The sequence below is a fragment of the Streptomyces glomeratus genome, assembly GCF_021462825.1.
GTDB classification, from domain to species: domain Bacteria; phylum Actinomycetota; class Actinomycetes; order Streptomycetales; family Streptomycetaceae; genus Streptomyces; species Streptomyces glomeratus.
This window is the reverse complement of the sequence record NZ_JAKEEB010000005.1, coordinates 46,428-70,625: the sequence shown is the minus strand read 5'-3', so window position 1 is coordinate 70,625 and position 24,198 is coordinate 46,428. Positions and strand designations below refer to the sequence as shown.

23 protein-coding genes and 1 pseudogene are annotated in these 24,198 nt (G+C 72.5%); 6 read left to right on the top strand and 18 right to left on the bottom strand.

The features are described 5' to 3' along the window. Positions 1-41: 41 nt before the first annotated feature. The 6 genes from hflX to miaA form a co-directional block, all read right to left on the bottom strand. On the bottom strand, positions 42-1,532 hold the full coding sequence (hflX, locus tag LZ604_RS07825) for a GTPase HflX (RefSeq protein WP_234513612.1): 1,491 nt from the start codon (positions 1,530-1,532) through the stop codon (positions 42-44). Between the two features lie 194 nt (positions 1,533-1,726). Continuing rightward, complete coding sequence (locus LZ604_RS07820; protein WP_234513611.1) at positions 1,727-3,199, bottom strand: M1 family metallopeptidase; 1,473 nt, start codon at positions 3,197-3,199, stop codon at positions 1,727-1,729. 119 nt (positions 3,200-3,318) lie between these two features. Further along, on the bottom strand, positions 3,319-5,517 hold the full coding sequence (locus LZ604_RS07815) for a RelA/SpoT family protein (RefSeq protein WP_234513610.1): 2,199 nt from the start codon (positions 5,515-5,517) through the stop codon (positions 3,319-3,321). 429 nt (positions 5,518-5,946) lie between these two features. Next, positions 5,947-6,816: a diaminopimelate epimerase gene (dapF, locus tag LZ604_RS07810; protein ID WP_234513609.1), complete on the bottom strand. Its 870-nt coding sequence runs from the start codon at positions 6,814-6,816 to the stop codon at positions 5,947-5,949. A gap of 369 nt (positions 6,817-7,185) precedes the next feature. Then, complete coding sequence (locus LZ604_RS07805; protein ID WP_234513976.1) at positions 7,186-7,674, bottom strand: hypothetical protein; 489 nt, start codon at positions 7,672-7,674, stop codon at positions 7,186-7,188. Positions 7,675-7,782: 108 nt separating this feature from the next. Beyond that, a complete protein-coding gene (miaA, locus tag LZ604_RS07800; protein ID WP_234513608.1) occupies positions 7,783-8,721 on the bottom strand; it encodes a tRNA (adenosine(37)-N6)-dimethylallyltransferase MiaA in 939 nt (312 codons plus the stop codon). Between the two features lie 181 nt (positions 8,722-8,902). Between miaA and LZ604_RS07795 the strand changes: the two genes are divergently transcribed. Beyond that, complete coding sequence (locus tag LZ604_RS07795) at positions 8,903-9,163, top strand: hypothetical protein (protein ID WP_234513607.1); 261 nt, start codon at positions 8,903-8,905, stop codon at positions 9,161-9,163. A gap of 25 nt (positions 9,164-9,188) precedes the next feature. Beyond that, the gene (locus LZ604_RS07790) at positions 9,189-9,434 is read left to right on the top strand and encodes an antitoxin (RefSeq protein WP_234513605.1); all 246 of its coding nucleotides are present in this window, start codon (positions 9,189-9,191) and stop codon (positions 9,432-9,434) included. Between the two features lie 192 nt (positions 9,435-9,626). On the opposite strand, the gene LZ604_RS07785 is transcribed toward LZ604_RS07790, so the two are convergent. Together LZ604_RS07785 and miaB are read right to left on the bottom strand one after the other, a co-directional pair. Then, positions 9,627-10,346, bottom strand: coding sequence for a class III extradiol dioxygenase subunit B-like domain-containing protein (locus LZ604_RS07785; RefSeq protein ID WP_234513603.1), 720 nt, complete (start codon positions 10,344-10,346; stop codon positions 9,627-9,629). A 121-nt stretch (positions 10,347-10,467) separates the two neighbouring features. Continuing rightward, positions 10,468-11,997 carry a tRNA (N6-isopentenyl adenosine(37)-C2)-methylthiotransferase MiaB gene (gene miaB / locus LZ604_RS07780; protein ID WP_234513601.1) on the bottom strand — a complete coding sequence of 510 codons (1,530 nt, stop codon included), beginning with the start codon at positions 11,995-11,997 and terminating at the stop codon, positions 10,468-10,470. 78 nt (positions 11,998-12,075) lie between these two features. On the opposite strand from miaB, the gene LZ604_RS07775 reads away from it, so the two are divergent. Continuing rightward, positions 12,076-12,762, top strand: coding sequence for a protein-L-isoaspartate O-methyltransferase family protein (locus tag LZ604_RS07775; RefSeq protein ID WP_234513599.1), 687 nt, complete (start codon positions 12,076-12,078; stop codon positions 12,760-12,762). A gap of 111 nt (positions 12,763-12,873) precedes the next feature. On the opposite strand, the gene LZ604_RS07770 is transcribed toward LZ604_RS07775, so the two are convergent. Both LZ604_RS07770 and LZ604_RS07765 read right to left on the bottom strand, forming a co-directional pair. Further along, entirely contained in the window at positions 12,874-13,623 is a 750-nt protein-coding gene (locus tag LZ604_RS07770) for a PP2C family protein-serine/threonine phosphatase (protein ID WP_234513597.1), read from the bottom strand. Positions 13,624-13,781: 158 nt separating this feature from the next. Beyond that, positions 13,782-13,997 (bottom strand): annotated as a pseudogene (locus tag LZ604_RS07765) (short-chain fatty acyl-CoA regulator family protein); the annotation flags it as partial. Positions 13,998-14,370: 373 nt separating this feature from the next. Between LZ604_RS07765 and LZ604_RS07760 the strand changes: the two are divergent. Next, a complete protein-coding gene (locus LZ604_RS07760) occupies positions 14,371-14,961 on the top strand; it encodes a histidine phosphatase family protein (protein WP_234513595.1) in 591 nt (196 codons plus the stop codon). 202 nt (positions 14,962-15,163) lie between these two features. Here the strand turns inward: LZ604_RS07760 and LZ604_RS07755 are convergent, their stop codons facing one another. Next, positions 15,164-15,916 carry a CbtA family protein gene (locus tag LZ604_RS07755; RefSeq protein WP_234513593.1) on the bottom strand — a complete coding sequence of 251 codons (753 nt, stop codon included), beginning with the start codon at positions 15,914-15,916 and terminating at the stop codon, positions 15,164-15,166. Between the two features lie 22 nt (positions 15,917-15,938). Further along, positions 15,939-16,160: a CbtB domain-containing protein gene (locus LZ604_RS07750; RefSeq protein ID WP_234513591.1), complete on the bottom strand. Its 222-nt coding sequence runs from the start codon at positions 16,158-16,160 to the stop codon at positions 15,939-15,941. A gap of 353 nt (positions 16,161-16,513) precedes the next feature. Between LZ604_RS07750 and LZ604_RS07745 the strand changes: the two genes are divergently transcribed. Continuing rightward, complete coding sequence (locus LZ604_RS07745; protein ID WP_234513590.1) at positions 16,514-16,744, top strand: hypothetical protein; 231 nt, start codon at positions 16,514-16,516, stop codon at positions 16,742-16,744. A 22-nt stretch (positions 16,745-16,766) separates the two neighbouring features. Here LZ604_RS07745 and tatA read toward each other — a convergent pair whose 3' ends face one another. The 4 genes from tatA to LZ604_RS07725 all read right to left on the bottom strand — a co-directional run bounded on the left by tatA (position 16,767) and on the right by LZ604_RS07725 (position 20,774). After that, positions 16,767-17,024 carry a Sec-independent protein translocase subunit TatA gene (tatA, locus tag LZ604_RS07740; protein WP_234513589.1) on the bottom strand — a complete coding sequence of 86 codons (258 nt, stop codon included), beginning with the start codon at positions 17,022-17,024 and terminating at the stop codon, positions 16,767-16,769. 141 nt (positions 17,025-17,165) lie between these two features. Then, entirely contained in the window at positions 17,166-19,745 is a 2,580-nt protein-coding gene (gene mgtA / locus LZ604_RS07735) for a magnesium-translocating P-type ATPase (protein ID WP_372482105.1), read from the bottom strand. Continuing rightward, positions 19,735-20,094: an ArsR/SmtB family transcription factor gene (locus LZ604_RS07730; RefSeq protein ID WP_234513588.1), complete on the bottom strand. Its 360-nt coding sequence runs from the start codon at positions 20,092-20,094 to the stop codon at positions 19,735-19,737. The genes mgtA and LZ604_RS07730 overlap by 11 nt, the downstream gene beginning before the upstream one ends. A gap of 245 nt (positions 20,095-20,339) precedes the next feature. Further along, positions 20,340-20,774, bottom strand: coding sequence for a pyrophosphohydrolase domain-containing protein (locus tag LZ604_RS07725; protein WP_234513587.1), 435 nt, complete (start codon positions 20,772-20,774; stop codon positions 20,340-20,342). Positions 20,775-20,871: 97 nt separating this feature from the next. On the opposite strand from LZ604_RS07725, the gene LZ604_RS07720 reads away from it, so the two are divergent. After that, the gene (locus tag LZ604_RS07720) at positions 20,872-21,870 is read left to right on the top strand and encodes a TAXI family TRAP transporter solute-binding subunit (RefSeq protein ID WP_234513586.1); all 999 of its coding nucleotides are present in this window, start codon (positions 20,872-20,874) and stop codon (positions 21,868-21,870) included. A gap of 21 nt (positions 21,871-21,891) precedes the next feature. Here the strand turns inward: LZ604_RS07720 and LZ604_RS07715 are convergent, their stop codons facing one another. Next, positions 21,892-23,316, bottom strand: a complete 1,425-nt coding sequence (locus tag LZ604_RS07715; RefSeq protein ID WP_234513585.1) for a sensor histidine kinase — start codon at positions 23,314-23,316, stop codon at positions 21,892-21,894. A gap of 9 nt (positions 23,317-23,325) precedes the next feature. Beyond that, the gene (locus LZ604_RS07710; protein WP_234513584.1) at positions 23,326-24,012 is read right to left on the bottom strand and encodes a response regulator transcription factor; all 687 of its coding nucleotides are present in this window, start codon (positions 24,010-24,012) and stop codon (positions 23,326-23,328) included. Positions 24,013-24,198: the final 186 nt, after the last annotated feature.

Genomic DNA, 24,198 nt, shown 5'->3' with positions numbered 1-24,198 from the left:
CCCCGACGGGGAGCGGGCCTTGTGCCTGTGCGGGTCGAAGGTCAGAGCGCGGGTGCCGGAACGTGGGGCGTCAGCTCCGCCGCCAGTTCCTCGTGCACCCGTACCTTGAGCAGGGTGCCCTCCGGGGTGTGCTCCTCGGAGATCACCTCGCCCTCGGAGTGGGCGCGCGCGACCAGACGGCCCTGGGTGTAGGGCACGAGCGCCTCGACCTCGACCGCCGGCCTGGGCAGCACGTCATCGATGACCGCGAGCAGCTCCCGGATGCCCCGGCCGGTGCGTGCCGAGACCGCGATGGAGCGCTTCTCGACCCGCAGCAGCCGCTGGAGCACCAGCGGGTCGGCCGCGTCCGCCTTGTTGATCACGACGATCTCGGGAACGTCCGTGGCGCCGACCTCCCTGATCACCTCACGCACGGTGGCCAGCTGCTCCTCCGGGTTCGGGTGCGAGCCGTCCACCACGTGCAGGATCAGATCGGAGTCGCCGACCTCCTCCATGGTGGAGCGGAACGCCTCGACCAGGTCGTGCGGCAGGTGCCGGACGAAGCCGACCGTGTCGGCCAGCGTGTACAGCCGGCCGCTCGGGGTCTCGGCCCGGCGCACGGTCGGGTCCAGGGTCGCGAACAGCGCGTTCTCGACCAGGACGCCCGCGCCCGTGAGGCGGTTGAGCAGGGAGGACTTCCCGGCGTTGGTGTAGCCCGCGATGGCGACCGAGGGCACCTTGTTGCGCCGGCGCTCCTTGCGCTTGATCTCGCGGCCGGTCTTCATCTCCGCGATCTCCCGGCGCATCTTCGCCATCTTCTCGCGGATCCGCCGCCGGTCCGTCTCGATCTTGGTCTCACCGGGACCACGGGTCGCCAGGCCGCCGCTGCCGCCACCCATCTGCCGGGACAGCGACTGGCCCCAGCCGCGCAGCCTCGGCAGCATGTACTGCATCTGGGCCAGCGCGACCTGCGCCTTGCCCTCTCGGGACTTGGCGTGCTGGGCGAAGATGTCCAGGATCAGGGCCGTGCGGTCGACGACCTTGACCTTGACGACGTCCTCGAGGTGGATCAGCTGGCCGGGGCTCAGCTCACCGTCGCAGATGACCGTGTCCGCGCCCGTCTCTAGGACGACGTCCCGCAGCTCCTCGGCCTTGCCGGAGCCGATGTAGGTGGCCGCGTCCGGCTTGTCGCGGCGCTGGATGACGCCGTCGAGCACGACCGCGCCGGCGGTCTCCGCCAGGGCGGCCAGCTCGGCGAGCGAGTTCTCCGCGTCCTGCGCGGTCCCCGAGGTCCACACTCCGACGAGCACGACGCGCTCCAGGCGCAGCTGCCGGTACTCGACCTCGGTGACGTCCTCGAGCTCGGTGGACAGGCCCGCGACCCGGCGCAGGGCCGCGCGCTCGGAGCGGTCGAACTGGTCGCCGTCCCGCTCTCCGTCGATCTCGTGGCTCCAGGCGACGTCCTCTTCCATCAGGGCATCGGCCCGAAGACCTTCGGGGTAGGCGTGCGCGAGGCGCTTGGTGTCCTGGGAAGGGGAAGAAGAGGAGGTCATTGGATCCTTACGTCCTTGGGGATTCCGTATGCGGCGAGGATGCCGGCCGTCTCGGCCGCACCGCTCGTCTGAGGTCACAACGCTCGGGCCGTCCGGGACATTCCCGTCGCCCGGCCTGGGGCCGCACCGCCGACCTGACGATGGTCGCACGGCACGGCCCGTCTCGTCATCCGAGTTCCCGCCCGCCGCGGGGCTCAGGCGGAACCGCTCTTCCAGTCCGGGTGCCCGGGCATCGGCGGGGTCTTCCGGCCGTACAGCCAGCCCTGGAAGAAGGCGCTCAGATCGCGCCCCGCCTGGCGGGACGCCAGCTCCTCGAAGTCGGCCGTGGTCGTTGTGCCGTCCCGGTGCAGGGAGGCCCAGGTCCGCTCCAGGCGCTCGAAGGCTGCGCGCCCGATCTCCTGGCGGAGGGCGTACAGCACCAGCGCGGAGCCGTCGTAGACGCTCGGCCGGAAGATGCTGATCTTCTGGCCCTGCCGCGGCGGCTCGGGAGCGGCGGGCGGGCCCCCGGTGGCGCGCCAGCGGTCGGACAGACCGTACGCCGCCTTCATGCGCTCCTGGAGCGGGCGGTGCGCGTTCTCCTCCGCGTACAGGGCCTCGTACCAGGTGGCGTGCCCTTCGTTGAGCCACACGTCGGACCAGGTGCGCGGGCTGATGCTGTCGCCGAACCACTGGTGGGACAGCTCGTGGACCATGACCGACTCGACGTACCAGCCGGGGTAGGCGGGCTCGCTGAACACCCCTTTCTCGAAGAGGGAGAGCGTCTGCGTCTCGAGTTCGAAGCCGGTCCGTGCCTGGGCGATCAGCAGCCCGTAGGTCTCGAAGGGATACGGGCCGACCTTCTTCTCCAGCCAGGCGATCTGGCCGGGTGTCTTCGCCAGCCAGGGTTCGAGCTGCGCCTCGTCCTTGGCGGGGACGACGTCGCGCACGGGCAGTCCGTGCGGGCCCCGGCGGTGCAGCACGACGCTGCGGCCGATGGAGACCTGGGCGAGTTCGGTCGCCATCGGGTGCTGGGTGCGATACGTCCAGGTCGTGGCGCCGCCGGTGTGCCGGGTGCCCCACGGCAGGCCGTTCGCCACGGCGGTGTAGCCGTCCGGCGCGGTCACGTGGAAGGTGAACTGCGCTTTGTCGGAGGGGTGGTCGTTGCAGGGGAAGACCTGGTGGGCGGCGTCGGCCTGGTTGGCCATCACCAGCCCGTCGTCGGTCTGCACCCAGCCGCCGTCCCGGCCTTTGCCGGACATCGGGTCGCTGGTGTGCCGCACGGTGATGACCAGCGCGCCGCCCTTGGGGATCGGGGCGGCCGGTGTGATCACCAAGTCCTCTCCCGCACCGGTGAAGTCCGCGGGCGCACCGTTGACGTCGACGGACGAAACCGTGCCGTGCGTAAAGTCGAGGTTGACGCTCTCCAGGCGCTCGGTTGCGCGTGCGCGGATCCTGGTGACGGCCGTGAGCGGCTTGCTGTTGCTGCCGGGATACGTGAACGACAGGTCGTACGACAGCACGTCGTAGCCGGGGTTGCCGAGCGACGGGTAGAGCCGGTCGCCGATGCCCTGGGGCTCGGCGGACCGTGGGGCGCTCGCGGCGATCAGGCAGCCGGCGACCACGCAGGCGAGCAGGGCCGCCCGGGCACGCCGGGCACGGGGGATCACGGAACGGGGGGTGTGCGGCATGGACCACGGCTACCAGCGCGCGTGCATCACACGGTGACGGCGCGCGCCGGGCCCACCCGAACGGGTTCAACTCCGGCCCCCGGCACCCCCGGCACCCCGGGTGACACCCGGGGTGCCGTCTAACGGGTGGCGGCCGCGGCGTGCTGGGCGCGGCTGACGTCGTATACGCCGGGCACGTTCCGCATGGCGCGCATGAGGGCCGGAAGGTGTGCCGCGTCGGGGAGTTGCAGGGTGTAGGTGTGGCGTACGCGCTGCTGGCTGGGCGGCTCGACGGTGGCGGAGACGATCGCCACCCCTTCCACGGCGATGGCCTCGGTGAGGTCCGCGAGGAGGTGCGGGCGCCCGAAGGACTCGACGACGAGGGTGACCCGGCAGTCGGCGGTGTCGCCCCAGCGCACACCGATCTCCGCGCGCCCGGCGCTCTTCATGCGCGCCACTCCGGCGCATTCGACGCGGTGCACGGTCACCGCGCCCCCGCGCACGGCGAAGCCGGTGACCTCGTCGGGCGGCACGGGCGTACAGCAGCCCGCCAGACGTACGGAGGCGCCGGGCAGGTCGACGACCGCGTTGGCGGCGCGTGCGCCGGGCGCGTCACCCGTGGGGCGAGCGGGAGGCGCGGACGGTCGTACGGCGGTCCCGGACGCGGCGGTACGCGCGGTGGCGCCGTCCTGCGCACCCTCGGCGTCGTGCCGCGCGGCGACCGGGGCGGACGCCCCGCCTGACGGTTCCCCCGGCGCGGGGTGCGCCGCCAGCCGACGCTGGATGGCGATCCGCGCGGCGGGCGTGTGCGCGTGGTCCAGCCACTCCCTGGAGGGCTCGGAGGCCGGGTCCTGGCCCATCAGGAGCTGCACGGTGTCGCCGTCCTTGAGGACGGTGCCCAGCGTCGCGAGCCGGCCGTTGACGCGGGCGCCGATGCAGGCGTGCGCGTCCTCTCCGTACTGCGCGTAGGCGGCGTCCACACAGCTCGCGCCCTCCGGGAGCCCCAGTGCGGCCCCGTCGGGGCGGAAGACGGTGATCTCCCGGTCCTGGGCGAGGTCCTCGCGCAGGGTCGACCAGAAGGTGTCGGTGTCCGGAGCGGCCTCCTGCCAGGTCAGAAGCCGTGAGAGCCAACCGGGGCGGGTGGGGTCGGCACGCTCGCCGTCGGAGGGGTCGTCGGACGCGGGGGCGTAGGGATTGCCGAGCGCGATCACGCCCGCCTCGGCGACCTGGTGCATCTGGTGGGTGCGGATGAGGACTTCGGCGATCTCGCCGTCCTCGCGCGCGATCGCGGTGTGCAGCGACTGGTACAGGTTGAACTTGGGGACGGCGATGAAGTCCTTGAACTCCGAGACCACCGGGGTCATGCAGGTGTGCAGCTCACCGAGGACTCCGTAGCAGTCGGCGTCCTCGTTCACCAGGACCAGGAGCCGGCCGAAGTCGGCGCCGCGCAGCCGGCCCCGCTTGCGGGAGATGCGGTGTACGGAGACGAAGTGCCGAGGTCTGATGAGGACTTCGGCCTGGATGTCCGCCTCGCGCAGGACGGTGCGTACCTGTTCGGCCATGCCGGCGAGCGGGTCGTCCCCGTGCGCCGCGTTCTCGACGATGAGCTCCCTGGTGTGCTCGTACTCCTCGGGATGCAGGATCGCGAAGACGAGGTCCTCTAGTTCCGTTTTGAGCGCCTGGACGCCGAGGCGCTCGGCGAGCGGGATGAGGACGTCCCGGGTGACCTTGGCGATGCGTACCTGCTTCTCCGGGCGCATCACGCCGAGGGTGCGCATGTTGTGCAGGCGGTCGGCGAGTTTGATCGACATCACGCGGACGTCGTTGCCGGTGGCGACGAGCATCTTCCGGAAGGTCTCGGGCTCGGCGGCCGCGCCGTAGTCGACCTTCTCCAGCTTGGTGACGCCGTCGACGAGGTAGCGCACCTCCTCGCCGAACTCCTGGCCCACCTGCTCGAGTGTCACATCCGTGTCCTCGACGGTGTCGTGCAGCAGGGAGGCGGTCAAGGTGGTGGTCTCGGCCCCGAGTTCGGCGAGGATCAGGGTCACGGCGAGGGGGTGCGTGATGTACGGCTCGCCGCTCTTGCGCATCTGGCCGCGGTGCGAGGTCTCGGCCAACAGATAGGCGCGGCGCAGGGGTTCGAGGTCGGCGTCGGGATGGTGGGCGCGGTGCGCCTCGGCGACATGGCCGATCGCGTCCGGCAGCCGGTCGCGGGTGGCCGGGCCGAGCAGGGCGGCCCGCCCAAGGCGGCGCAGGTCGATCCGGGGGCGGCTCTTCCTGCGGTGCGCCCCCGGTGTCGTGGGGGCGGGCGATGCAGGGTTCGTGGCCTCCGCACTCATGGGGCACCTCCGGCTCGTTGACCGGCGGACGGAGTGCCCCTTGCCCTACGCGCCGCAGGGGATGGCGTTCGGTCCCCCGTCCGGGCCGGTGCTTGATGCTATCGAGCCCATCACGCCCGCCCGACCGGCTCTCGCCGAGCGTGAAACGGATCACCCATTCGAGCGACGAAACCGATGTTTGCGGCTTTCGGCCACGGGGCGAGGTGTCCGCCGTCGATCCGAACACGCCCGACCACCCTGGGCTGCGGATCGGAACGGCTCGGGGGGAGCAGGCTGAGATCCGGAGCCGCGCGGGGGTGCACCCGAGGGCACTTTCCGGCCACCGGACTGTGCCGAGCATCACGGTCCGCGTGCTACTCCGTGCTTCAGCGCGCCGCCCGTTCGCCCCCAAGGAGGCGCTGGCCGGGGCCGGTTGGCCGGGTGGCCGGGTCAGCGGGTCGCGGCCCGCAGCCGGTCGGTGTCGATCTCCCCCTCGGCGACGATCACCGCCGGACCGGTCATCTCGATCTCGCCGTCCGGGTGCTCGGTGATCCGGAGGGTGCCGCCGGGGACGTCCACGGTGTAGGTGACCGGGGTGCCCGTGACGGCCGGGTCGGCACCGTCGCGGCGCGCGGTGGCGACGGCCACCGCGCACGCGCCCGTGCCGCACGAGCGGGTCTCGCCGGAACCCCGCTCGTGGACGCGCATCGCGACATGCCGGGGAGCGCGGTCCACCACGAACTCGACGTTCACCCCGTCCGGGTACACGGAGGCCGGGCTGAACGGGGGCGGGGTGAACAGGTCACCCGCGTGCCCCAGGTCGTCGACGAAGGCGACCGCGTGCGGGTTGCCCATGTTGACGTTGCGCGCGGGCCAGCTGCGCTCGCCGACGCTCACCGTGACCTGCCCCTCGGGGAGGAGCGCCTTGCCCATACCGACGGTGATGTCACCGTCCTTGGCGAGGTGCACGGTCTTGACGCCCCCGCGCGTGGCGATCGCCAGATCCCCCTCGACCGCCAGCCCCGCCTCCTGGAGGTAGCGCGCGAACACGCGTACGCCGTTGCCGCACATCTCCGCGGTCGAGCCGTCCCCGTTGCGGTAGTCCATGAACCACTCCGCCTCGGCGGCCATCTCCTCGGCGTCGGGGTGCGCGGCGGAGCGCACGACGTGCAGCAGACCGTCGCCGCCGATGCCCGCGCGGCGGTCGCACAGGGCGGCGACGGCGGCCGGGGGCAGGTCGATGACGTTGTCGGGGTCCGGGACGATCACGAAGTCGTTCTCGGTGCCGTGCCCCTTGAGGAAGGCGATCCGCGTGCTCATTCCTCGATCGTACGGGGTGGCCGCGACCCCCGGGACGACCGGTTCGGTGGGCGGGACGGCCGGGGCGGGGGCGCTACGCAGGAGCGGGGGCCCAGGCGTCGCAGAGGCGCTCGGACCGGCGCGCACGCTCGGACGCTGCACAGGCGTCCCGGCGTGGCCAAGCGCGCACGGGCGCTGCACAGGCGTCCCGGCGTGGCCGAGGCGCTCGGGGGTCGCACAGGCGTCCCGGCGTGGCCGAGGCGCTCGGGTGTCGCAGAGGCGTCCCGGCGTGGCAGGTGCACTCAGGCGCTGCAGAGGCGCTCAGGCGTTGCAGAGGCGCTTGGGCGGAGCCCGACCCGGTGCGGCCGCGCCCGGTGCGGATGCGGTGGCTCAGCGCAGGCGGGCCACGCGCCACACGGCCAGCACGACCACCGCGGCGACCAGTACGGCGTAGCCGAGGACGACCCGCCAGTCCGGGCGCCGCCCGGAGCCCCGCTGCGGCAGGCCCGGCCACGTGTAACCGACCCGGCGCGCGGCCATCATGCCCCAGCCGGCCGCACAGGAGAAGATCAGCAGGCCGAGCATCGCGACCACGGCGCCGCCGTCTCCGAACTCGAAGGCAAGCGGGAAGGCGAACATCAGGGAGCCCATCGCCGCCAGCGCCACGATGGGGGCGAGTTGCCATATCCGCAGCCGGCGCTGCGGGCGCAGCTCGACCTCGACCTCGGGCCCGGTGGACAGTTCGTCCACGCCCGGCCCGTCGTCCGTCACACCGCCCGGGGGCTGATCGTCGGGACCGTCGGAACTGAGCCTCTGGTCCCCGGCCTCCGCGGTGTCATGTTCCGCGCTCTCTGCGGCGTCCCGAGGGCCGGCCTCCATCGCCACGCGCCCTCCCAACTCGGACTCCACTTGGTCGATCGAAGCTCGATGATGGCATGCCGCCGGACGCCCGTATGACGGGCAGGGCGTCCCGATGCCATCACGTGATCAGGCTGTAACCGGTCGTTCGACCAACGCCAGCGCGAGGTGCGGAAGTTCCCGCAGGTCCGACGCGGCGCCGCTGAGCCAGTGCACCCGCGGGTCACGGCGGAACCAGGAATCCTGACGGCGCGCGAAGCGCTTGGTGGCGCGCACCGTCTCCGCGCGCGCTTCTTCCAGCGTGCACTCCCCCGCGAGCGCCGTGAGCACCTGCTGGTACCCCAGCGCGCGCGACGCCGTAAGCCCCTCCCGAAGACCCTGCGCCTCCAGTGCGCGCACCTCGTCCACCAGTCCCGCCTCCCACATCCGGTCGACCCGCCGCGCGATGCGCTCGTCGAGTTCGGGGCGGGCCACATCCACGCCGATCTGGACGGTGTCGTAGACCGAGTCATGGCCCGGGAGGTTGGCCGTGAAGGGCTTGCCGGTGATCTCGATGACCTCCAGGGCCCGGACGATACGGCGGCCGTTGCCGGGCAGGATCGCCCGCGCGGCCTCCGGGTCGACGGCGGCCAGGCGAGCGTGCAGTGCTCCCGGGCCACACCGAGTGAGTTCGTCCTCGAGCCGGGCGCGCACCTCCGGGTCGGTTCCGGGGAACTCCAGGTTGTCGACCGCGCCGCGCACATACAGGCCGGAGCCGCCCACCAGGATCGGCCAGCGACCCTCGGCGAGCAGCGCGTCGATCCGGGCGCGGGCGAGGCGCTGATACTCGGCCACGGACGCCGTGACCGTCACATCCCATATGTCCAGCAGGTGGTGCGGGATACCGCCACGCTCCTCGGGGGTCAGCTTGGCGGTTCCGATGTCCATCCCCCGGTAGAGCTGCATGGAGTCGGCGTTGACGACCTCGCCGCCGAGACGCTGGGCAAGGAATACGCCCAGATCGGACTTTCCGGCCGCGGTCGGTCCGACGACGGCGATGACCCGCGGTGCGGGGGCTGCACTACTCACCGGAACAGTCTCGCAAACCTCCGGACCCCATCCCGAACGAGCGACGTGACGCCCCGCATGTGAGGTCGTTGCCTGTTGCGAGGTTCCGGTCATCGGTTCGAGAACGGGATGGCCGGGCGATGCAAACGGGCGCACCGAACTACGCGGCATTTCGCCCGCACGAGTAACGTATGGAGTGGATATGGGCGTTTTTGCACGGCTCTTCCGGCGGTCGAGCACAACGAAGGAGGCGCAGTCCGCCGTGACGGAGGCCGCGCAGACGACGGCTGGGACGGAGGCGGAGGCGACGGACGAGGCCAAGGGAGCGGCCGAGGCCGGGACCGGTTCGGAGACGGTGGCCAGGGAAACGGCTCCGGCCGGTGACGACGGCGTCGCCATTCCCAGGCAGCAGTCCGCCGCGGAGGCCGCCGAGACCGAGGCCGAGGAGGGCGCCCGCACGTAACCGCGCTTCGCAGGGAAGGTGGACCATGGGTCTCGTGGACAACCTGATGGCCAAGGTCTCGAACTTCGCGCAACAGCACGAAGGGAAGGTCGATCGCGGCCTCGACAAGGCCGCGAAGATGATCGACGAGCGGACCAAGGGCAAGTACAGCGGCAAGATCGACACGGGCACGGGCAAGGCGAAGCACGCGATGGAACGCCTCGCACACCGGGGCACCGGCCCTGCGACCGGTGACAGGACACCGCCGGGAGCACCGCCCCCGGCCTCCTGACACGGCACGACACATCGGCGGACGGCCGCGAGGCACACAGCCTCCCGGCCGTCCGCCGTGTCCGCGACCCGGACGCCACCGGCCGGCGATCCAGCCGCACACGTACAACGGGCATGCGCCCATGCCGGGTGCAGGCGCGCGCCGGGGCGTCCGTGGCGATCACGGTCGTACGCCCCGCGGCGGCCGGACACCCTACGACCAGACCGCCACCAGATACCCCACGCCGTACGGCGCGTCGTCGTACAGCAACGCGCCGGTCAGATCCGCGCCCTCCGCCGCCCCCGCGAGAACCTGCCAGGGAGCCCGGCCGCAGGCCTTCAGCTCATGGGCCGGCTCGACGTCCAGCGACTTCAGGGCCGCCACGTCGGCCGCGCCGAGCGCACGTGCCACGGCGGCGTCGAAGCCGGCCGCGCGCTCGTCCAGATAACCCGGCGCCTTGACCGTGCGGCACGCGCTCGCGTCCCCCATGACCAGCAAGGCCACCCGCTCGTCCCTGCCGGCAAGCTCCGCCCCCATCTCAACGCACCGCTCGGGGGCCAGGAGTTCGGGCACTCCGAGCCCCTCCACGGGCAGGTCCTCCCAGCTCAGGCGCTCCAGGAGCCACGCGGCGACGGCGAGCGAAGGCGGAAGCTCCCGCTCCGGCGCGCCCGGCTCCGTCCCCCCGGCGCCCAGCCGTACGTCGACGTCCACGCCGAACCCGCGGAACGATCCCCGCGCGCCCCGCGGATACCGTCCGCACCCGCTCTCCTGAGCGGGGCCGACGACCACCAGCCGGCCGGGGCGCGCGGCGGCCAGCACGCCCAGTGCGTTCCTGCACGCATCACGGGCGCCGTCCAGCTCGGGCGCGGCACCCGCGGCGACCTCGGGCACGAGCAACGGCGGACAGGGACAGACGGCGGCGGCGACAAGCACGGTCCGCAGCGTAACCCGCAGGACGGCGCCACAGCGCTTCCCGGGCACACCGTCGCCGTACGCGGGGCCCTCATACGGCCGAAGCGCTCACGCCCTCACACGCCGGTGACGCCGCTGTCCGTCAGTCGCAGCCGCACGCAGCCGCCGTGGCCGCCGGCAGCGGCTCCGGAATCCCGACCTTGGGCAGCCCCAGCATGACGCCGGCCGGCTTGGCGGCCTCCGCCGCGTTCCGCTTCGCCCACGCGTCGCCCGCGCGGGTGCGGCGCACACCCAGGACGGTGCCTTCGGCGAGCAGGTGGTGCGGGGCGGCGTACGTGATCTCCACCGTCACCACGTCACCGGGCCGGACCTCCTCGTCCGGCTTGGTGAAGTGGACCAGACGGTTGTCGGGGGCACGGCCGGAGAGGCGGTGGGTCGCGCCGTCCTTGCGGCCCTCGCCCTCGGCGACCATCAGCTCCAGCGTGCGGCCGACCTGCTTCTTGTTCTCCTCCCAGGAGATCTCCTCCTGAAGGGCGACGAGGCGCTCGTAGCGCGCCTGGACGACCTCCTTGGGGATCTGGTTCTCCATGGTGGCCGCCGGGGTGCCGGGCCGCTTGGAGTACTGGAAGGTGAACGCCTGTGCGAAGCGGGCCTCGCGCACCACGTGCAGCGTCTGCTCGAAGTCCTCCTCGGTCTCACCCGGGAAGCCGACGATGATGTCGGTGGTGATCGCGGCGTGCGGGATGGCGGCCCGCACCTTCTCGATGATCCCCAGGTAGCGCTCCTGGCGGTACGAGCGGCGCATCGCCTTCAGGACCGTGTCGGAGCCGGACTGGAGCGGCATGTGCAGCTGCGGCATCACGTTCGGCGTCTCGGCCATGGCCGCGATGACGTCGTCGGTGAAGTCACGCGGGTGCGGCGATGTGAAGCGGACCCGCTCCAGACCCTCGACGCTCCCGCAGGCGCGCAGCAGCTTGCTGAAGGCCTCCCGGTCGCCGATGTCGGAGCCGTAGGCGTTGACGTTCTGTCCCAGCAGCGTGATCTCGGAGACGCCCTCGGCGACCAGGGCCTCGACCTCGGCGAGGATGTCGCCGGGACGGCGGTCCTTCTCCTTGCCGCGCAGGGCGGGGACGATGCAGAAGGTGCAGGTGTTGTTGCAGCCCACGGAGATCGACACCCAGGCCGCGTACGCGCTCTCGCGGCGCGTCGGCAGGGTCGAGGGGAACGCCTCCAGCGACTCGGCGATCTCGACCTGCGCCTCCTCCTGCACACGGGCGCGCTCGAGCAGGACGGGCAGCTTGCCGATGTTGTGCGTGCCGAAGACGACGTCCACCCAGGGCGCCCTCTTCACGATGGTGTCGCGGTCCTTCTGCGCGAGACAGCCGCCGACGGCGATCTGCATGCCGGGGCGGCCGGCCTTCTTGGGCGCGAGGCGGCCGAGGTTGCCGTAGAGGCGGTTGTCGGCGTTCTCGCGGACGGCGCAGGTGTTGAAGACGACGACGTCCGCGTCGCCGTCCGACCCCTCGGGCGCGCGCACATACCCGGCCCCTTCGAGCAGACCGGCCAACCGCTCGGAATCGTGGACGTTCATCTGACACCCGTAGGTGCGGATCTCGTACGTCTTGGAGGATCGAACGTCCACTGCCGGGCTCCGGTCGCTGCTGCTGGTCATGCGTCAAGGGTAGGCGCTGCCGGCGGACGTCCGTTCCGCATATCCGGCAGGGGGTACGCGGCCGCCTAGCCTGGTGGTGTGGCGGCCCTTTCGCGGAACCCCGTACCCAGGCAGCCCGACGATCTCCTGCGGGCCCTTGCAGCCGCCGGGATCAGGGACGAGCGGCTGCTCGAGGCTGTGCGAGCCACGCCCCGGGCGGGATTCGTCCCGCCCGGCGAGGTGGCCGCCGCCTATCTGGATGTACCCATCGCAATCGGGCAGGGACAGGTCACCACCCAGCCCTCGCTGTCCGCCAGGATGATCGAGAGCCTTGCACTGGACGGGAGCGAGCACGTCCTCGAGGTCGGTACCGGTCTCGGCTTCCAGACCGCGCTGCTCGCCCGGCTGGCCGCCGACGTGGTCAGCATCGAGATGCGGCCGGACATAGCACGGCAGGCGCGCGCGAATCTCTCGCGTCTCTCGCGGCAGGGCGTACGGAACGTGGAACTGCGCATCGGCGACGGCAGCGGAGGCGTGCCAGACCGGGCCCCGTTCGACGCGGTTGTTGTGTCGGCCGCGTTCCCCGAGGTGCCCGCGCCACTGGCCGCACAGGTGCGCCAGGGCGGCCGCCTGGTGCAGCCGATCGGGCCGGGCGGACACGAGGAGGTGGTGTGCTTCGAGCGCACCCCGTCCGGGCTGGTGCGGCTGCGCTTGGTGACCCCGGCCTGCTTCGTCCGGCTGCAAGGGCGGTACGGCTTCCCGCCGGACGATACGGACGGTTCGTGAGGCGGCCCCCGACGAGAGAGACGCAGGCGGTCTTCCTGAGGCGCCTGCATGGCGGCCACGCGCGGGCGGTTCTCCAGGGCGCCTGTGTCGCCGGACGCGCGCGGGCGCGCTCTATGCGTCCGCGACGCGTATGACCGCCAGCGTGATGTTGTCGGGGCCGCCCGCCGCGATGGCGGCCTGCCACAGCTCGAAGGCCGCCTGGCCGTCGTCGTGCTCCCGCATCACCCCGTCGAGCACCTCCGTCGGCACAGGATCGGTCAGACCGTCGCTGCAGACGAGATAGCGGTCGCCGGGAGACAGGGATTCGGCCGTCACATGGGGCTGGACGGCCCGGTATGTGCGGGTGCCGCCCAGGCACTGGGTGACGATGGACGTGGTGCGCCGCCCGGGTTCGAGCGGGGGGCTGTCGTCGACGCTCACCTGGCGCAGCCCGTCACGGGAGGCCGCGAAGACCCGGCTGTCGCCCACGTTGAACACCAGCAGCGAGCCGGGCCGCACAACGGCACCGGCGACCGTCGTCCCCATGGCCGCGAGCTCACCTCCCGCGTCGCCGCCGGCGGCCTCGTACACAGCGCGGTTGCAGGCGTTCAAGGCGTCGCGCACGGCGTCCTCGCTGCTCAGGGCCGGGCCGATCGACGCGATCCGGCGCACGACCAGCGCGCTGGCGACATCGCCGCCGGGATGCCCGCCGAGCCCGTCGGCGACGGCGACGACCAGGGGTGTCCGGAGCGGGAAGACCAGGGTCTGCGGACTCTCGGTCACCGTGGCGCACAGGGTCCACGGCCCGATCACGAGGCTGTCCTCGTTCCGTTCGCGGAGCAGTCCGGGATGACTCAGCGCACTCACCGCCACGTACCGCATGCAACGCCACCGCCTCGCTGCCGCTCCTGGCTCAAGCGTAGGCGGTGCCCGCGGACCGCTCCCACCCGGCGCTCGCGGGAAGCGGATCACCGGAGGACGGGCCACCGGGATCGCCGCCCGGCACGGGACGTCCCAGCGGCGGCGCGGCGCGCTCGGCGCCTGTGGGTGTGGCGGATCTCGTAGCCCAGCCCGATGGCGAAGGTCTTTCCGGGTTCGCCCCAGCCGCCGCGGCGCCGGGTGACGGCTCGCGCGGTCCACAAGTAGCGCTGCCCGGCCGGCATTTCGGCGATCTGGACATGCATGCGGCCCGGGGCGGCGAAGGCCTCGTACACGTTCCACAGCGGGCAGGTGCCGCCCGCCCGGGAGAAGTGGAAGCGGATGCGGACGCGGCAGCCGTCGACGAGGCGCGGGGCCCTTCGAACGCACCGCTTCGAGCGGCGGGTTGCCGCTCCTCTTCACCCCCGAGGCCTGCACCCGCCGCCTCGTGCACCGTGCGGAGCCGCGGTCATGAGCGGCGGCATCCGGCGCACTGGGCCGTGCCGTCCGGCGGGCCAAGCTGGAGCGGGCCGCCGCGCGCGGCGCTCTCGCCCGCATCGTCTTCACCGGCGGCAAGCAAGCTGCGGCCGGGCCGCCTTCGCCGGGGCGGCCCGGCCACCGGGCCACGCGTACATTCATACGCACTCGGATCACGTCCCGCGTCCCGCGTCGCCCGTCGCCCGTCCGCCAGAAACCACAAGGAGCAACCGCGTGACCAGCCGTGTCACCCTCATCTCACCGGCGATCACGCCGTCGCTGCGGCGGGCCCGCTTCGACGACGGAGACTCCATCGAGGACGGCGCGGCCGTACGCGCCGGATCGGCGGCGCTGTCCCTGCCCGCCGCCGCCCGCGTCTTCGCCTCCCCCAGCGTGCGCTGCCGGGAGACGGCCTCGGCACTCGGCCTCGACGCCTCGGAGGATCGGGAACTCGCGGGCCTGGACGTCGCCCGCTGGCGCGGGCGGACGCTGGACGAGGTCGGCGCCGCCGAGCCCGAGGCGGTGGCCCGCTGGCTGGCCGACCCGGGCGCCGCGCCGCACGGCGGGGAGTCGGTGCGGGAGCTGTGTGAGCGGGTCACGCGGTGGTGGGAGACGACCGGGTCGGCCGAGGGCAGGACTCTCGCCGTGGTGGAGCCGGAGGTCGTGCGGGCTGTGGTGGTGCACGTGCTGGGGGCGCCCGAGGCCGCGTTCTGGCGCGTCGACGTCCCACCGCTCACGGCGACGGAGTGCACCGGCCGGTCCGGGCGCTGGAACCTACGGGTCGGGCACATCCTCGCCTCCCCCGGGGACGTCTCGGGTCGCTGACCCGGTCGCCTGACGTGTCCTTTCGACCAGGAGACTCCTCCAGGGTCACGGCGACCGCCTCCCGTCCGCCGAGAGTGATGTGGCGCGGTCGGGGATGCCGTCCGGCCACTCGGCTCCTCCGCTCGCGTCGCCTGCGCCGGTGTTCGAGAACACGAGAGGGCCCTCGGATGGTTCCGAAGGGCCCTCTCGTGTTCTGAAGGGTTCAGTGGGCGGCTGGAACCGCCCGCCCCGACGTGGAGGTCGCGGGCTTCGGATTCAGCAGCCGCTCGGCCAACTCGCCGAAGACGAGGCCGAATCCGCCCCACAGCACCGTCTGGATGGCCAGCGCGGACAGCCGGAACCGCCACAGCAGGGTGGCCGGGAAGTGCTTCGGCACCTCATTGACGACCGGCAGGAAGGCGTACGCCAGACCGATCACGAGCACGAAGCCGGCCACCGCGACGACGGTCGCGTACCAGGTGCCCAGGCTGGGTGCGAGCCGTTTGCCCAGGATCGTCGCGGCGATCGCGAGGAGGACGCTGAGCACCATCATCAGGAAGTACAGGCCGGTCCGCTTGCCGATGGTGTCGGGGTCGCCGACCGACGGCGGGTTGGCCGGGTACTTCAGGAAGGGCACGACGTACACGGCGAGCAGCGCGCAGCCGGACAGCAGCAGCGCGGTTGCCCGCGGACCGAAGCGGCCGACACGGCCGAGCGCGAAGCAGAAGGCGAGTGCGGCGATGCCGCCGAAGGCGACTCCGTAGACCAGGACACCGGTGGCGAGACCGGCGGTGGACTGCAGAGAACGCGAGACGACCTCCATCTCGTGCTCGTGGGAGTGGGCTTCCTCGAAGCTGATCGCGCTGTCGACGCTCGGCTCACCGAGGAAGTAGGCGGCGATCAGGGCAAGCACGCCGGCACCAAGGCCGGCGAGCATGCCCCGCACCAGAAGACTTCTTACCGTTGCGGAGTTCATCGGGTGTGCGGCACCCCTCGCGTCAGTGGCAGGGGAAGCCGAGCAGGTGGCGTGCGTCGTGCACCCACTCGTGGACGTCCGTGCCGTTGAACACGGAGGTCGCGCCCTGTTCGGCGCCGACGAAGTAGAGCAGGAGCATCATCAGGACGCCGAAGAAGACCGCCCACGGAGCGATCGCCTTCAGCGGCAGCTTGGCGGGAACGACGGGGGTGGTGGCTGTCGGCTGGGCGACGGTCTGCGCCATGGCAGGGCCTCCTCTGGGAGTTCGCGTCCCATCTCGGTGGTGCACAGGACGACGGCCACGGGTCTGACTCACGAGCTGCCAAAGGCGCTCGCACACAGTGGCGCGACCGTGCCGGACTCCAACCGGCTTCCGTCGTACCGTCGTCGATATCGGACAGACCGTACCGCGTGGCGCGTGCATGGCCAAGACCGCATCACCTGGCGTGATCTTCCTCTCCCGAACGGTCCCGGGCGCGGACCGCGGGGCACGGACCGCGGAGAGGTGGGCGCGGACCGCGGAGAGGTGGGCGCGGACCGCCGGGAGGTGGCGCAGCTCACAACACTTCAGCGATTGCGCAACTTTAAGGTACAGACATGGATCTTCATGTCCCGACGAAGTGGGAGACGGCGGTGCTCGCGGGCGGGCCGGCCGACGGCCTGCGTATGCAGGTCGCGGGCCGGCCCTCGGTGGTGCAGGTGACCCATCCCTGCCGGGTCGAGACCCCTGCGGACGGCGTCCAGGTGGCGGCGCTGTACGTGTACCGGCGCCGGCTCGGCGAAACCGGCGGGATCCTGACGTACGGCTACGACAGCGCCAGCCCCTGAGCCGGCCTCGGAAGGCCGCGGGTCAGGAGGCCGGGGCCGGGGGCTCGGCCGCGGCGGCCTCGGCGGAGGTGCGGATCGCCGACGGCGCCACCGGGGCGGACGGGGAGGCGCCCGGCGAGGGAGCGTTCTCGTCCTTCATCGCCTTCGCCTCGCTCTTGAGGATGCGCATGGACTTGCCGAGTGCGCGGGCGGTGTCCGGCAGCTTCTTCGAGCCGAACAGCACGATCACGACGATCGCCACGATCAGCAGGTGCCAGGGTTCCAGTCCGTTGCGGAGCATTGGCCGCGCCCGCCCTTTCCTCGCTCGGCCGAGGACGGCTTCCGTCCCTCGACCGTCCGGTCATGCTTGCCACTTTGCGCAACTGTACAACCGTGGGGGCGGATCGGAGCGGACGAGGGCACGCTCGGCACGAAACGTGACCTAGGGATGGTCGTCGTTCGCCGCGCACCGCCGCTCGTAGCGCGCCCTGACCGCCCACAGGGCGAGCGCGTACAGCGCCAGGACGGCGGCGAGCAGCAGGTAGTACCCCACCGGCAGAGCGATGAGGCCGAGCGTGGCCCCGAGTGGAGTGAAGGGCAGCAGAAGGGCGACCGCGGCGAGGACCCCCGCGGCCCGCGCGACCGGGCCCGGGGCACGTCCCTCGGCGAGGCTCCGGCCGGAGCGCAGCAGCACCATCACCAGGGCCTGGGTGAGCAGGTTCTCGGTGAACCACGCCGAGTGGAAGACGGCTTCGTCGTCGAGTGCGTCGGGGCCGTACAGCGAGACCGCGAGCACACCGAAGGTCGCGAGGTCGGCCACGGCGTTGAGCAGGCCGAAGCCGGTGATGAAGCGGAGGAGGCCGCGCGGGCGCAGCACGGTGGGACGGGTGAGCACCGCGGGCGCGGGACGGTCGTGGGCGAAGGCGAGCTGGGCCGCGTCGAAGCACAGGTTCTGCACCAGGACCTGGGCCGGGAGCATCGGCAGGAAGGGCAGCAGCAGACCGGCGGCGAGCATCGCGACGACGTTTCCGAGGTTGGAGGAGAGGGTGACGCGCAGATAGGTGGCGATGTTGCCGCTGCTGTGCCGGCCGGCGGCGACGGCGTGGTCGATCGCGGTCAGGTCCTTGTACGCGAGGACGACGTCCGCGCTCTCGCGGGCGACGTCGACGGCGCCCCTCGGGGCGATCCCCACGTCGGCGGCGTACAGCGCCGGCACGTCGTTGACGCCGTCACCGAGGAAGCCGACCGTGTGCCCGGCCCGGCGCAGCGCGGTGACGATCCGCGCCTTGTCCTCGGGAGTGCACCGGGCGACGACGGTCGCGGTGTGGTCGTCCGCGGCACCCGCGGTCCGTACGTCACCGGAGTCGAGGCCGAGATCGCGGCAGACGCGGGCCGCCGTGCCCGGGTGGTCGCCGGTGAGGACCCGCACGGTGACACCGCGGGCGGCGAGGTCCCGCAGGGCCCGCGAGGCGGTCGGGGCGAGGGCGTCCCGGAAGGTGACGAAGCCTCGGAAGGCGAGCCCGCGCTCGTCGGCGGGGGTGTAGGGGCGGGTGCGGGCGGGGCGGTCGCCGGTGGCGATCGCGACCACCCGCAGGCCGTCCCGCGCCTCGCGGGCGGCGAGCTCGAGCAGCCGCTCCCGCTCGTCGGGCTCGAGCGCACAGCGCTCCAGTACGGCCTCGGCGGCGCCCTTGACGAGGAGGGTGTGCGTGCCGAGGCCGCCGCGGACGACGGCGGTGGCCAGTCGGCGGACCGGGTCGAACGGCACGACGGCGACGCCCTCGTACGCCTCCCAGCTTCCGTCGGCCGCGTCCAGTAGTGCCTCGTCGAGGGCGTCCGGGGCGGGCAGGTCGGCGAGTTGGAGGGTCCACCAGGCGGCCGTGGCGGCCTGGTGCAGCACCTCGGGCGAGTCCCGCCCGGTCCCGTCCAGGGCCCGCTCGACGACCGGCCGGTCCTCGCTGAGGGTGCCGGTCTTGTCCAGGCAGAGCACATCGACCGCGCCCAGGTCGTGCAGGGCGGGCAGGCGTTTCACGATCACGCCGTGGGTGCGGGCGAGCAGCCGGGCACCGCGGGCCAGGCAGGTGGTGACGATGACCGGCAGCATCTCGGGAGTGAGGCCGACTGCGACCGCGACGGCGAAGGGCAGCGTCTCCAGGCCCCGGTCGCGCAGTGTCGCGTTGGCCATCAGCACCAGCGGCGGGGTGAGCAGCATGAACCGGATCAGCACCCAGGAGATCCCGTGCACGGTCCGCTCGAAGGCACTCGCCTCCCGCCGGGCGGGGGCGCCGTGGGCCCGGGCGAACCGGGTCCGGGCGCCCGTCTCCAGGACGAGCGCGGTGCCGCCGCCGGTGGCCACACTGCTGCCCTGGAAGCACAGGTGGGGCTGCTCGAACGGGCCGGCTTCGGCGGGTGCGGGCGCGTCGAGCGCGTACTTGGCGACCGGTGCCGACTCCCCGGTCAACGCCGCCTGGTGCACCGTCAGGCCGTGGGTGCGCAGCAGCCGTACGTCGGCCGGGACCAGGTCGCCGGGGGCGAGGCGGATGACATCGCCCGGCACCAGCTCGGCGGCGGGCGCCTCCCGCTCCTGTGACGGCCGGTCCGGGTCCGGGCGGCGCAGTACGGTCGCGGTGGTGGCGACCAGGTCGCGCAGCGCGGCCATCGAACGGTCGGCCCGGTACTCGCCGGTGGCGCGCAGCACACAGCTGACGACGACGAGGGCGAGGATCACGCAGGCGGTGCCCCAGGCGCTGACCGTCGCGGACACCAGGCCCAGGCAGAGCAGGACCGTGGTGAACGGATCGCGCAGGCCGCGTGCGAAACGGCGGGACCAGGAGGGGGTGCGGGCCTCGGGGAGCACGTTCTCGCCGATGTCCGCGAGCCGGGCCTCCGCCTCCGCGTCGGTCAGCCCGCGCGGACTGCTGTGCAGGCGGCGCAGCTCCTGGAGGGCGGTGGGCGCCGCGGCACAGCGTCCGACGCCGGCGTGGGACGGCCAGGCCGGTGACGGTGCGGCGCTCTCAGAGGCCACGGAGCCGGGATGCCGGGGCGCGGGTCCGTGCGGCGCGGTCGCTGAGCTGGCCCACCACGAGACGGACGACGGTCACGACGTCCGCGTCGTCGACGAAGTAGACCTGGCGGCGGCCCTCACGACGGGAGCGGACGAGTCCGGCGAGCTTCAGCTTGGTCAGGTGCTGGCTCACTGCGGGCAAAGCGCCGCCGACGCGCTCGGCGAGGCCGGTGACATCGCTCTCGCCCTGCGCGAGCGCCCACACGATGTGCAGTCGTGCGGGCGAGGCCAGCAGCCCGAACGCGGCGGCCGCCTCCGACAAGACCTCGGCGGACGGGTCCTCCGCGAAACCACCGCCACCTGCCGCCACCGTCGTCGTCCCCTTCCCGTCCAGGCCCTGTCCTGAAGTCGCCCCAGTCTAGGGGCGGCCATCGGGGTACGGCCCCACGAGGGCAGGGACCGCCGACGCGCGAGGGGCCACGGTGACCGGCACGGGCGCCGGGCGGACAGCCGACCCGCGACGGACCGGGACCGGCAGCGGGGCGGGAGTGTCCCGCAGGGCCATCGCCGTGACGACGGCCGTGCCGCCGGCGCTGTCACCGCGCGCGGCACCTTCTACGCCGACGAGGGCGTCCACCCCTGACGGCGCAGTACCGCCGAGACATCCGGGGCGCGGTAGTGGTCGCCCTTGAGGACCTTCCCATCCGCCCGCCGGGCGACCGTGCCGTCCGGGCCGATCTTGGTCATGTTCGCGCGGTGGATCTCGGCGATCACGGCGTCGAGGTCGATGCCGTGCACGAGGGCCGTGCCATAGGCCACGTACACGAGGTCCGCCAGCTCGTGCGCCAGCCGGTCCAGCGGACCGGCGGCCGCCACCTCGGCGACCTCGGCGGCCTCCTCGGCGAGCAGCTCGCCGCGGTGTGCTGCCAGCTCCGGGGAGACCTCGGTCGGCACGGTACGGGCGTCGAGGCCGAAGGCGAGATGGAACTCGCGGACGAGGGAGGCGGGCGAGAGGGAGCCGGTCGAGAGGGAGTCGGTCGAAGGGCGCATTCGGCGACCCTACCGGTCACCGCAGCCGTGCCGCTCCCGGTCCACGTCCGCACCCCGCCCTGTTCAGGGGTGCGTGCGGCCTGGCAGGATCGCCCGCATGCTCCAGGCACTCCCACGTATGAGCAGGCGTCGTGCGCTGCTGGGCTCGGCGGCCGCCTTCGTGGTCTTCGGGCTGCTGCTGTGGTGGCTGCTGCCGATCGGCGAGGAGTTGCCGAACGGCACGGTCACCTTCAGTACCGGCACCCCGACCGGCGTCTACGAGAAGTACGGCACGCTGCTGCGGCCCGCCATCGCCAAGGACCTGCCGAAGCTGCGGGTACGGCTGCTGAACAGCGACGGCTCGCAGGAGAACGTGCGCCGGGTGGCCACGGGCCGGGCGGACTTCACCATCGCCGCGGCCGACGCCGTGGAGACGTACCGGCTGGAGAACAAACCGGGCGCCGGGCGGCTGCGCGGCTGCGCACGCCTGTACGACGACTATGTGCATCTGGTGGTGCCGCGCTCGTCCCCCGTGCAGTCCGTGGCGGACCTGAAGGGGCGGAGGGTCGCCGTCGGGCCGGGCGGATCGGGGGTGCGGCTGATAGCGGAACACGTGCTCGCCGCGGCCGGGCTGAATCCGCACAAGGACATCACCGCCCTGTCCGACGGCATCGGGACCATGCCCGACCTGCTGAAGCGGCACAGGATCGACGCGTTCTTCTGGTCGGGCGGGCTGCCCACCAGCGCGGTCACCCAGCTGTCGCGGCAGTCCGCGGTCCGCCTGGTGCCCATAGGCAGCGATCTGGTGGCGAAGCTGCACGAGCAGGGCGGCGCCTCGCGCAACTACCGGGCCGCGGTGATGCCCGCCGACGCCTACCCGGACATCGAGCAGGGTTCCGCCGTGCAGACCGTGGCCGTGGCGAACCTCCTGATCACGCGGGAGGAGATGAACGCGGACCTGACCGAGAAGATCACCCGCACGGTGATCGACAGCCGTGACCGGATCGGCGCCCAGGTGCACGCGGCCCAGCTGGTGGACCTGCGGACGGCGATCTACACGGATCCGCTGCAGCTGCACGAGGGCGCGCGGCGGTACTACCAGTCGGTGAAGCCGTAGCCGCCCGGCACCGCCTCGTCCTCAGGCACCGGACGCGCCGGGCCGGGGGGCGCTCCGCGGCACCCTGACCGTCACCCTCAGCCCGTACGGCTCGTGGCGCGCGTACACGATCGATCCCCCGCCCGCCGCGAGCAGCGCCCGTGAGATGGACAGCCCGAGTCCCGAGCCCTTGATGTTCTGGTGGGCGGCACTGCGCCAGAAGCGGTCGCCTATGCGGGCCAGTTCCTCGTCGCCGAGTCCGGGGCCGCCGTCGGTGACCACCACCGTCGCCCACTCGCCGTCCGTAGCGACCTCGAGCTCGACCCGCTCCCCCTCCGGGGTGAACTTCACCGCGTTGTCGATGACCGCGTCCAGCGCGCTGGAGAGGGCGATGGGATCGGCCCAGGCGGTGGTGGCCGGGCAGTTGCCGGTCAGCGCCACGCCCTTGGCCTCGGCTGCCGGGCCCCACGCCGCGACCCGCTCGGCGGCCAGCGCGCCGACGTCGGTGACGCACAGGTCGGCGTCGGCGTGCTCGGCGAGCGCGAGGTCGAGCAGGTCGTCGAGGACCTGCGCGAGGCGCTTGCCCTCGGTGCGGACCGAGGCGATCTCCTCATTGCCCTCGGGCAGTTCGAGGGCGAGCAGCTCGATGCGCAGCAGCAGCGCGGAGAGCGGATTGCGCAGCTGGTGGGAGGCGTCCGCGACGAAGGCGCGCTGCTGCTCGAGGACTTCCTCCACGTTGTCCGCCATCTCGTTGAACGACCGGGCCAGGCGCCGGAGTTCCGGTGGCCCGCCGGCGGCCGCGACCCGGGACTTCAGACGCCCGGTCGCGATGTCGTGGGTCGTCGCGTCCAGGATCCGCACGGGCCTGAGCACCCAGCCGGTCAGACGCAGCGCCGCACCCACCGCCAGCAGCATCGCGGCGATCTCCCCGGCGCCGATGAGCAGCCAGCCGTGCAGGATGCTCGACCGCATCTGCCCGGTGGGCGAGTCGGTGACGACGACGGCGACGACGTCACCGTCGCGGATGACCGGGGAGGCGACCACGAGCCGGGTCCGCTGCCAGGGCCACACCTGCTGCGGGTCGTGGCTGCGGCGCCCGAGGAGGGCCTCGTCGAAGGCGTCCCGGCCGCCGCCCTCCTGGGGGAGGTACCAGTCCTCCGGCGCATTGGCCATGGGTACGTCGTCACGGTAGAAGACACCGGCCTTGATGCCGTAGACGCTGTAGTACATGGAGAGTTCCTTGCGCAGGGTCTCGCCCCGCTCGTCCTCCTTCCCCACCCGGGAGCCGATGCTGGGCCGGTCGGTGACGAACTGCGCAAGGGCGGCGAAGCGGGCCGTGTCGTCGATCCGGTCGACGACGACCCGCTGCTGCTGTGCGGCGGCGAGGCTCACCGCGAGCGGCACGCCGAGCGCGAGCAGCACGGCGGCCATCAGAACGATGAGCAGCGGAAGCAGTCGTGCGCGCACCCGTCCCCGCTACGCGGCCGGGGCGACGAGCCGGTACCCGACGCCACGCACGGTCTCGATCAGCGCGGGCATGCGCAGCTTGGAACGCAGCGAGGCGACGTGCACCTCCAGGGTGCGCCCCGTCCCCTCCCAGCTGGTCTGCCAGACCTCGCTGATGATCTGCTCGCGGCGGAAAACCACACCCGGGCGCTGGGCCAGCAGGGCGAGCAGATCGAACTCCTTGCGGGTCAGCTGGACCGCGGAACCGTCCACGCTGACCCGGCGGGTGGGCAGTTCGATATGCACCGGGCCGAGGCGCAGCACGGTCTCGGTGGCGCCGGTGTCGTCCAGGTGCGGGGTGCGCCTGCTGACGGCGTGGATGCGCGCGAGCAGTTCCCCGGTGTCGTACGGCTTGACCACGTAGTCGTCGGCGCCGAGATTCAGGCCGTGGATCCGGGAGCGCACGTCGGAGCGTGCGGTGACCATGATCACCGGAGTGCTGGTGCGCTTGCGGATCTTCCCGCAGACCTCGTAGCCGTCCTGGTCGGGCAGGCCCAGGTCGAGCAGGACGACGCCGAAGCCGGCCCCCTCGGGGACCAGCGCCCGCAGGGCCTCCTCGCCGTTGCGGGCGTGTGTGACGTCGAAGCCGTGCCGCGCCAGCACGGCGGACAGGGCGGCCGCGACGTGGTTGTCGTCCTCGACGAGAAGCAGTCTCATGCCGGCCCCCTCCGGTCTCTGGTCCAAGGTCCCCGTTCGGTGTCGGCCTGTACAAGGGCCGGTCAGCACCCTGTACTGGAAAGCGTCATCCACACGAACGAAGGCGTTATCCATACGAACAGGTGCACGCGTGCGCGTGCACCATGGCAGTCACGCCGATGAACATGGACGGCGTCAAGAGGCTTC

What these genes read in the sequence shown, in the direction of transcription:
- LZ604_RS07725 (WP_234513587.1), bottom strand. Translation starts at nt 20,774, where the DNA reads ATGCGCCCTTCGACCGACTCCCTCTCGACCGGCTCCCTCTCGCCCGCC.
- LZ604_RS07795 (WP_234513607.1), top strand. Translation starts at nt 8,903, where the DNA reads ATGGGCGTTTTTGCACGGCTCTTCCGGCGGTCGAGCACAACGAAGGAG.
- LZ604_RS07770 (WP_234513597.1), bottom strand. Translation starts at nt 13,623, where the DNA reads ATGCGGTACGTGGCGGTGAGTGCGCTGAGTCATCCCGGACTGCTCCGC.
- LZ604_RS07750 (WP_234513591.1), bottom strand. Translation starts at nt 16,160, where the DNA reads ATGGCGCAGACCGTCGCCCAGCCGACAGCCACCACCCCCGTCGTTCCC.
- miaB (WP_234513601.1), bottom strand. Translation starts at nt 11,997, where the DNA reads ATGACCAGCAGCAGCGACCGGAGCCCGGCAGTGGACGTTCGATCCTCC.
- tatA (WP_234513589.1), bottom strand. Translation starts at nt 17,024, where the DNA reads ATGCTCCGCAACGGACTGGAACCCTGGCACCTGCTGATCGTGGCGATC.
- LZ604_RS07710 (WP_234513584.1), bottom strand. Translation starts at nt 24,012, where the DNA reads ATGAGACTGCTTCTCGTCGAGGACGACAACCACGTCGCGGCCGCCCTG.
- dapF (WP_234513609.1), bottom strand. Translation starts at nt 6,816, where the DNA reads ATGAGCACGCGGATCGCCTTCCTCAAGGGGCACGGCACCGAGAACGAC.
- LZ604_RS07745 (WP_234513590.1), top strand. Translation starts at nt 16,514, where the DNA reads ATGGATCTTCATGTCCCGACGAAGTGGGAGACGGCGGTGCTCGCGGGC.
- hflX (WP_234513612.1), bottom strand. Translation starts at nt 1,532, where the DNA reads ATGACCTCCTCTTCTTCCCCTTCCCAGGACACCAAGCGCCTCGCGCAC.
- LZ604_RS07815 (WP_234513610.1), bottom strand. Translation starts at nt 5,517, where the DNA reads ATGAGTGCGGAGGCCACGAACCCTGCATCGCCCGCCCCCACGACACCG.
- LZ604_RS07720 (WP_234513586.1), top strand. Translation starts at nt 20,872, where the DNA reads ATGCTCCAGGCACTCCCACGTATGAGCAGGCGTCGTGCGCTGCTGGGC.
- LZ604_RS07790 (WP_234513605.1), top strand. Translation starts at nt 9,189, where the DNA reads ATGGGTCTCGTGGACAACCTGATGGCCAAGGTCTCGAACTTCGCGCAA.
- LZ604_RS07805 (WP_234513976.1), bottom strand. Translation starts at nt 7,674, where the DNA reads ATGGAGGCCGGCCCTCGGGACGCCGCAGAGAGCGCGGAACATGACACC.
- LZ604_RS07755 (WP_234513593.1), bottom strand. Translation starts at nt 15,916, where the DNA reads ATGAACTCCGCAACGGTAAGAAGTCTTCTGGTGCGGGGCATGCTCGCC.
- LZ604_RS07820 (WP_234513611.1), bottom strand. Translation starts at nt 3,199, where the DNA reads ATGCCGCACACCCCCCGTTCCGTGATCCCCCGTGCCCGGCGTGCCCGG.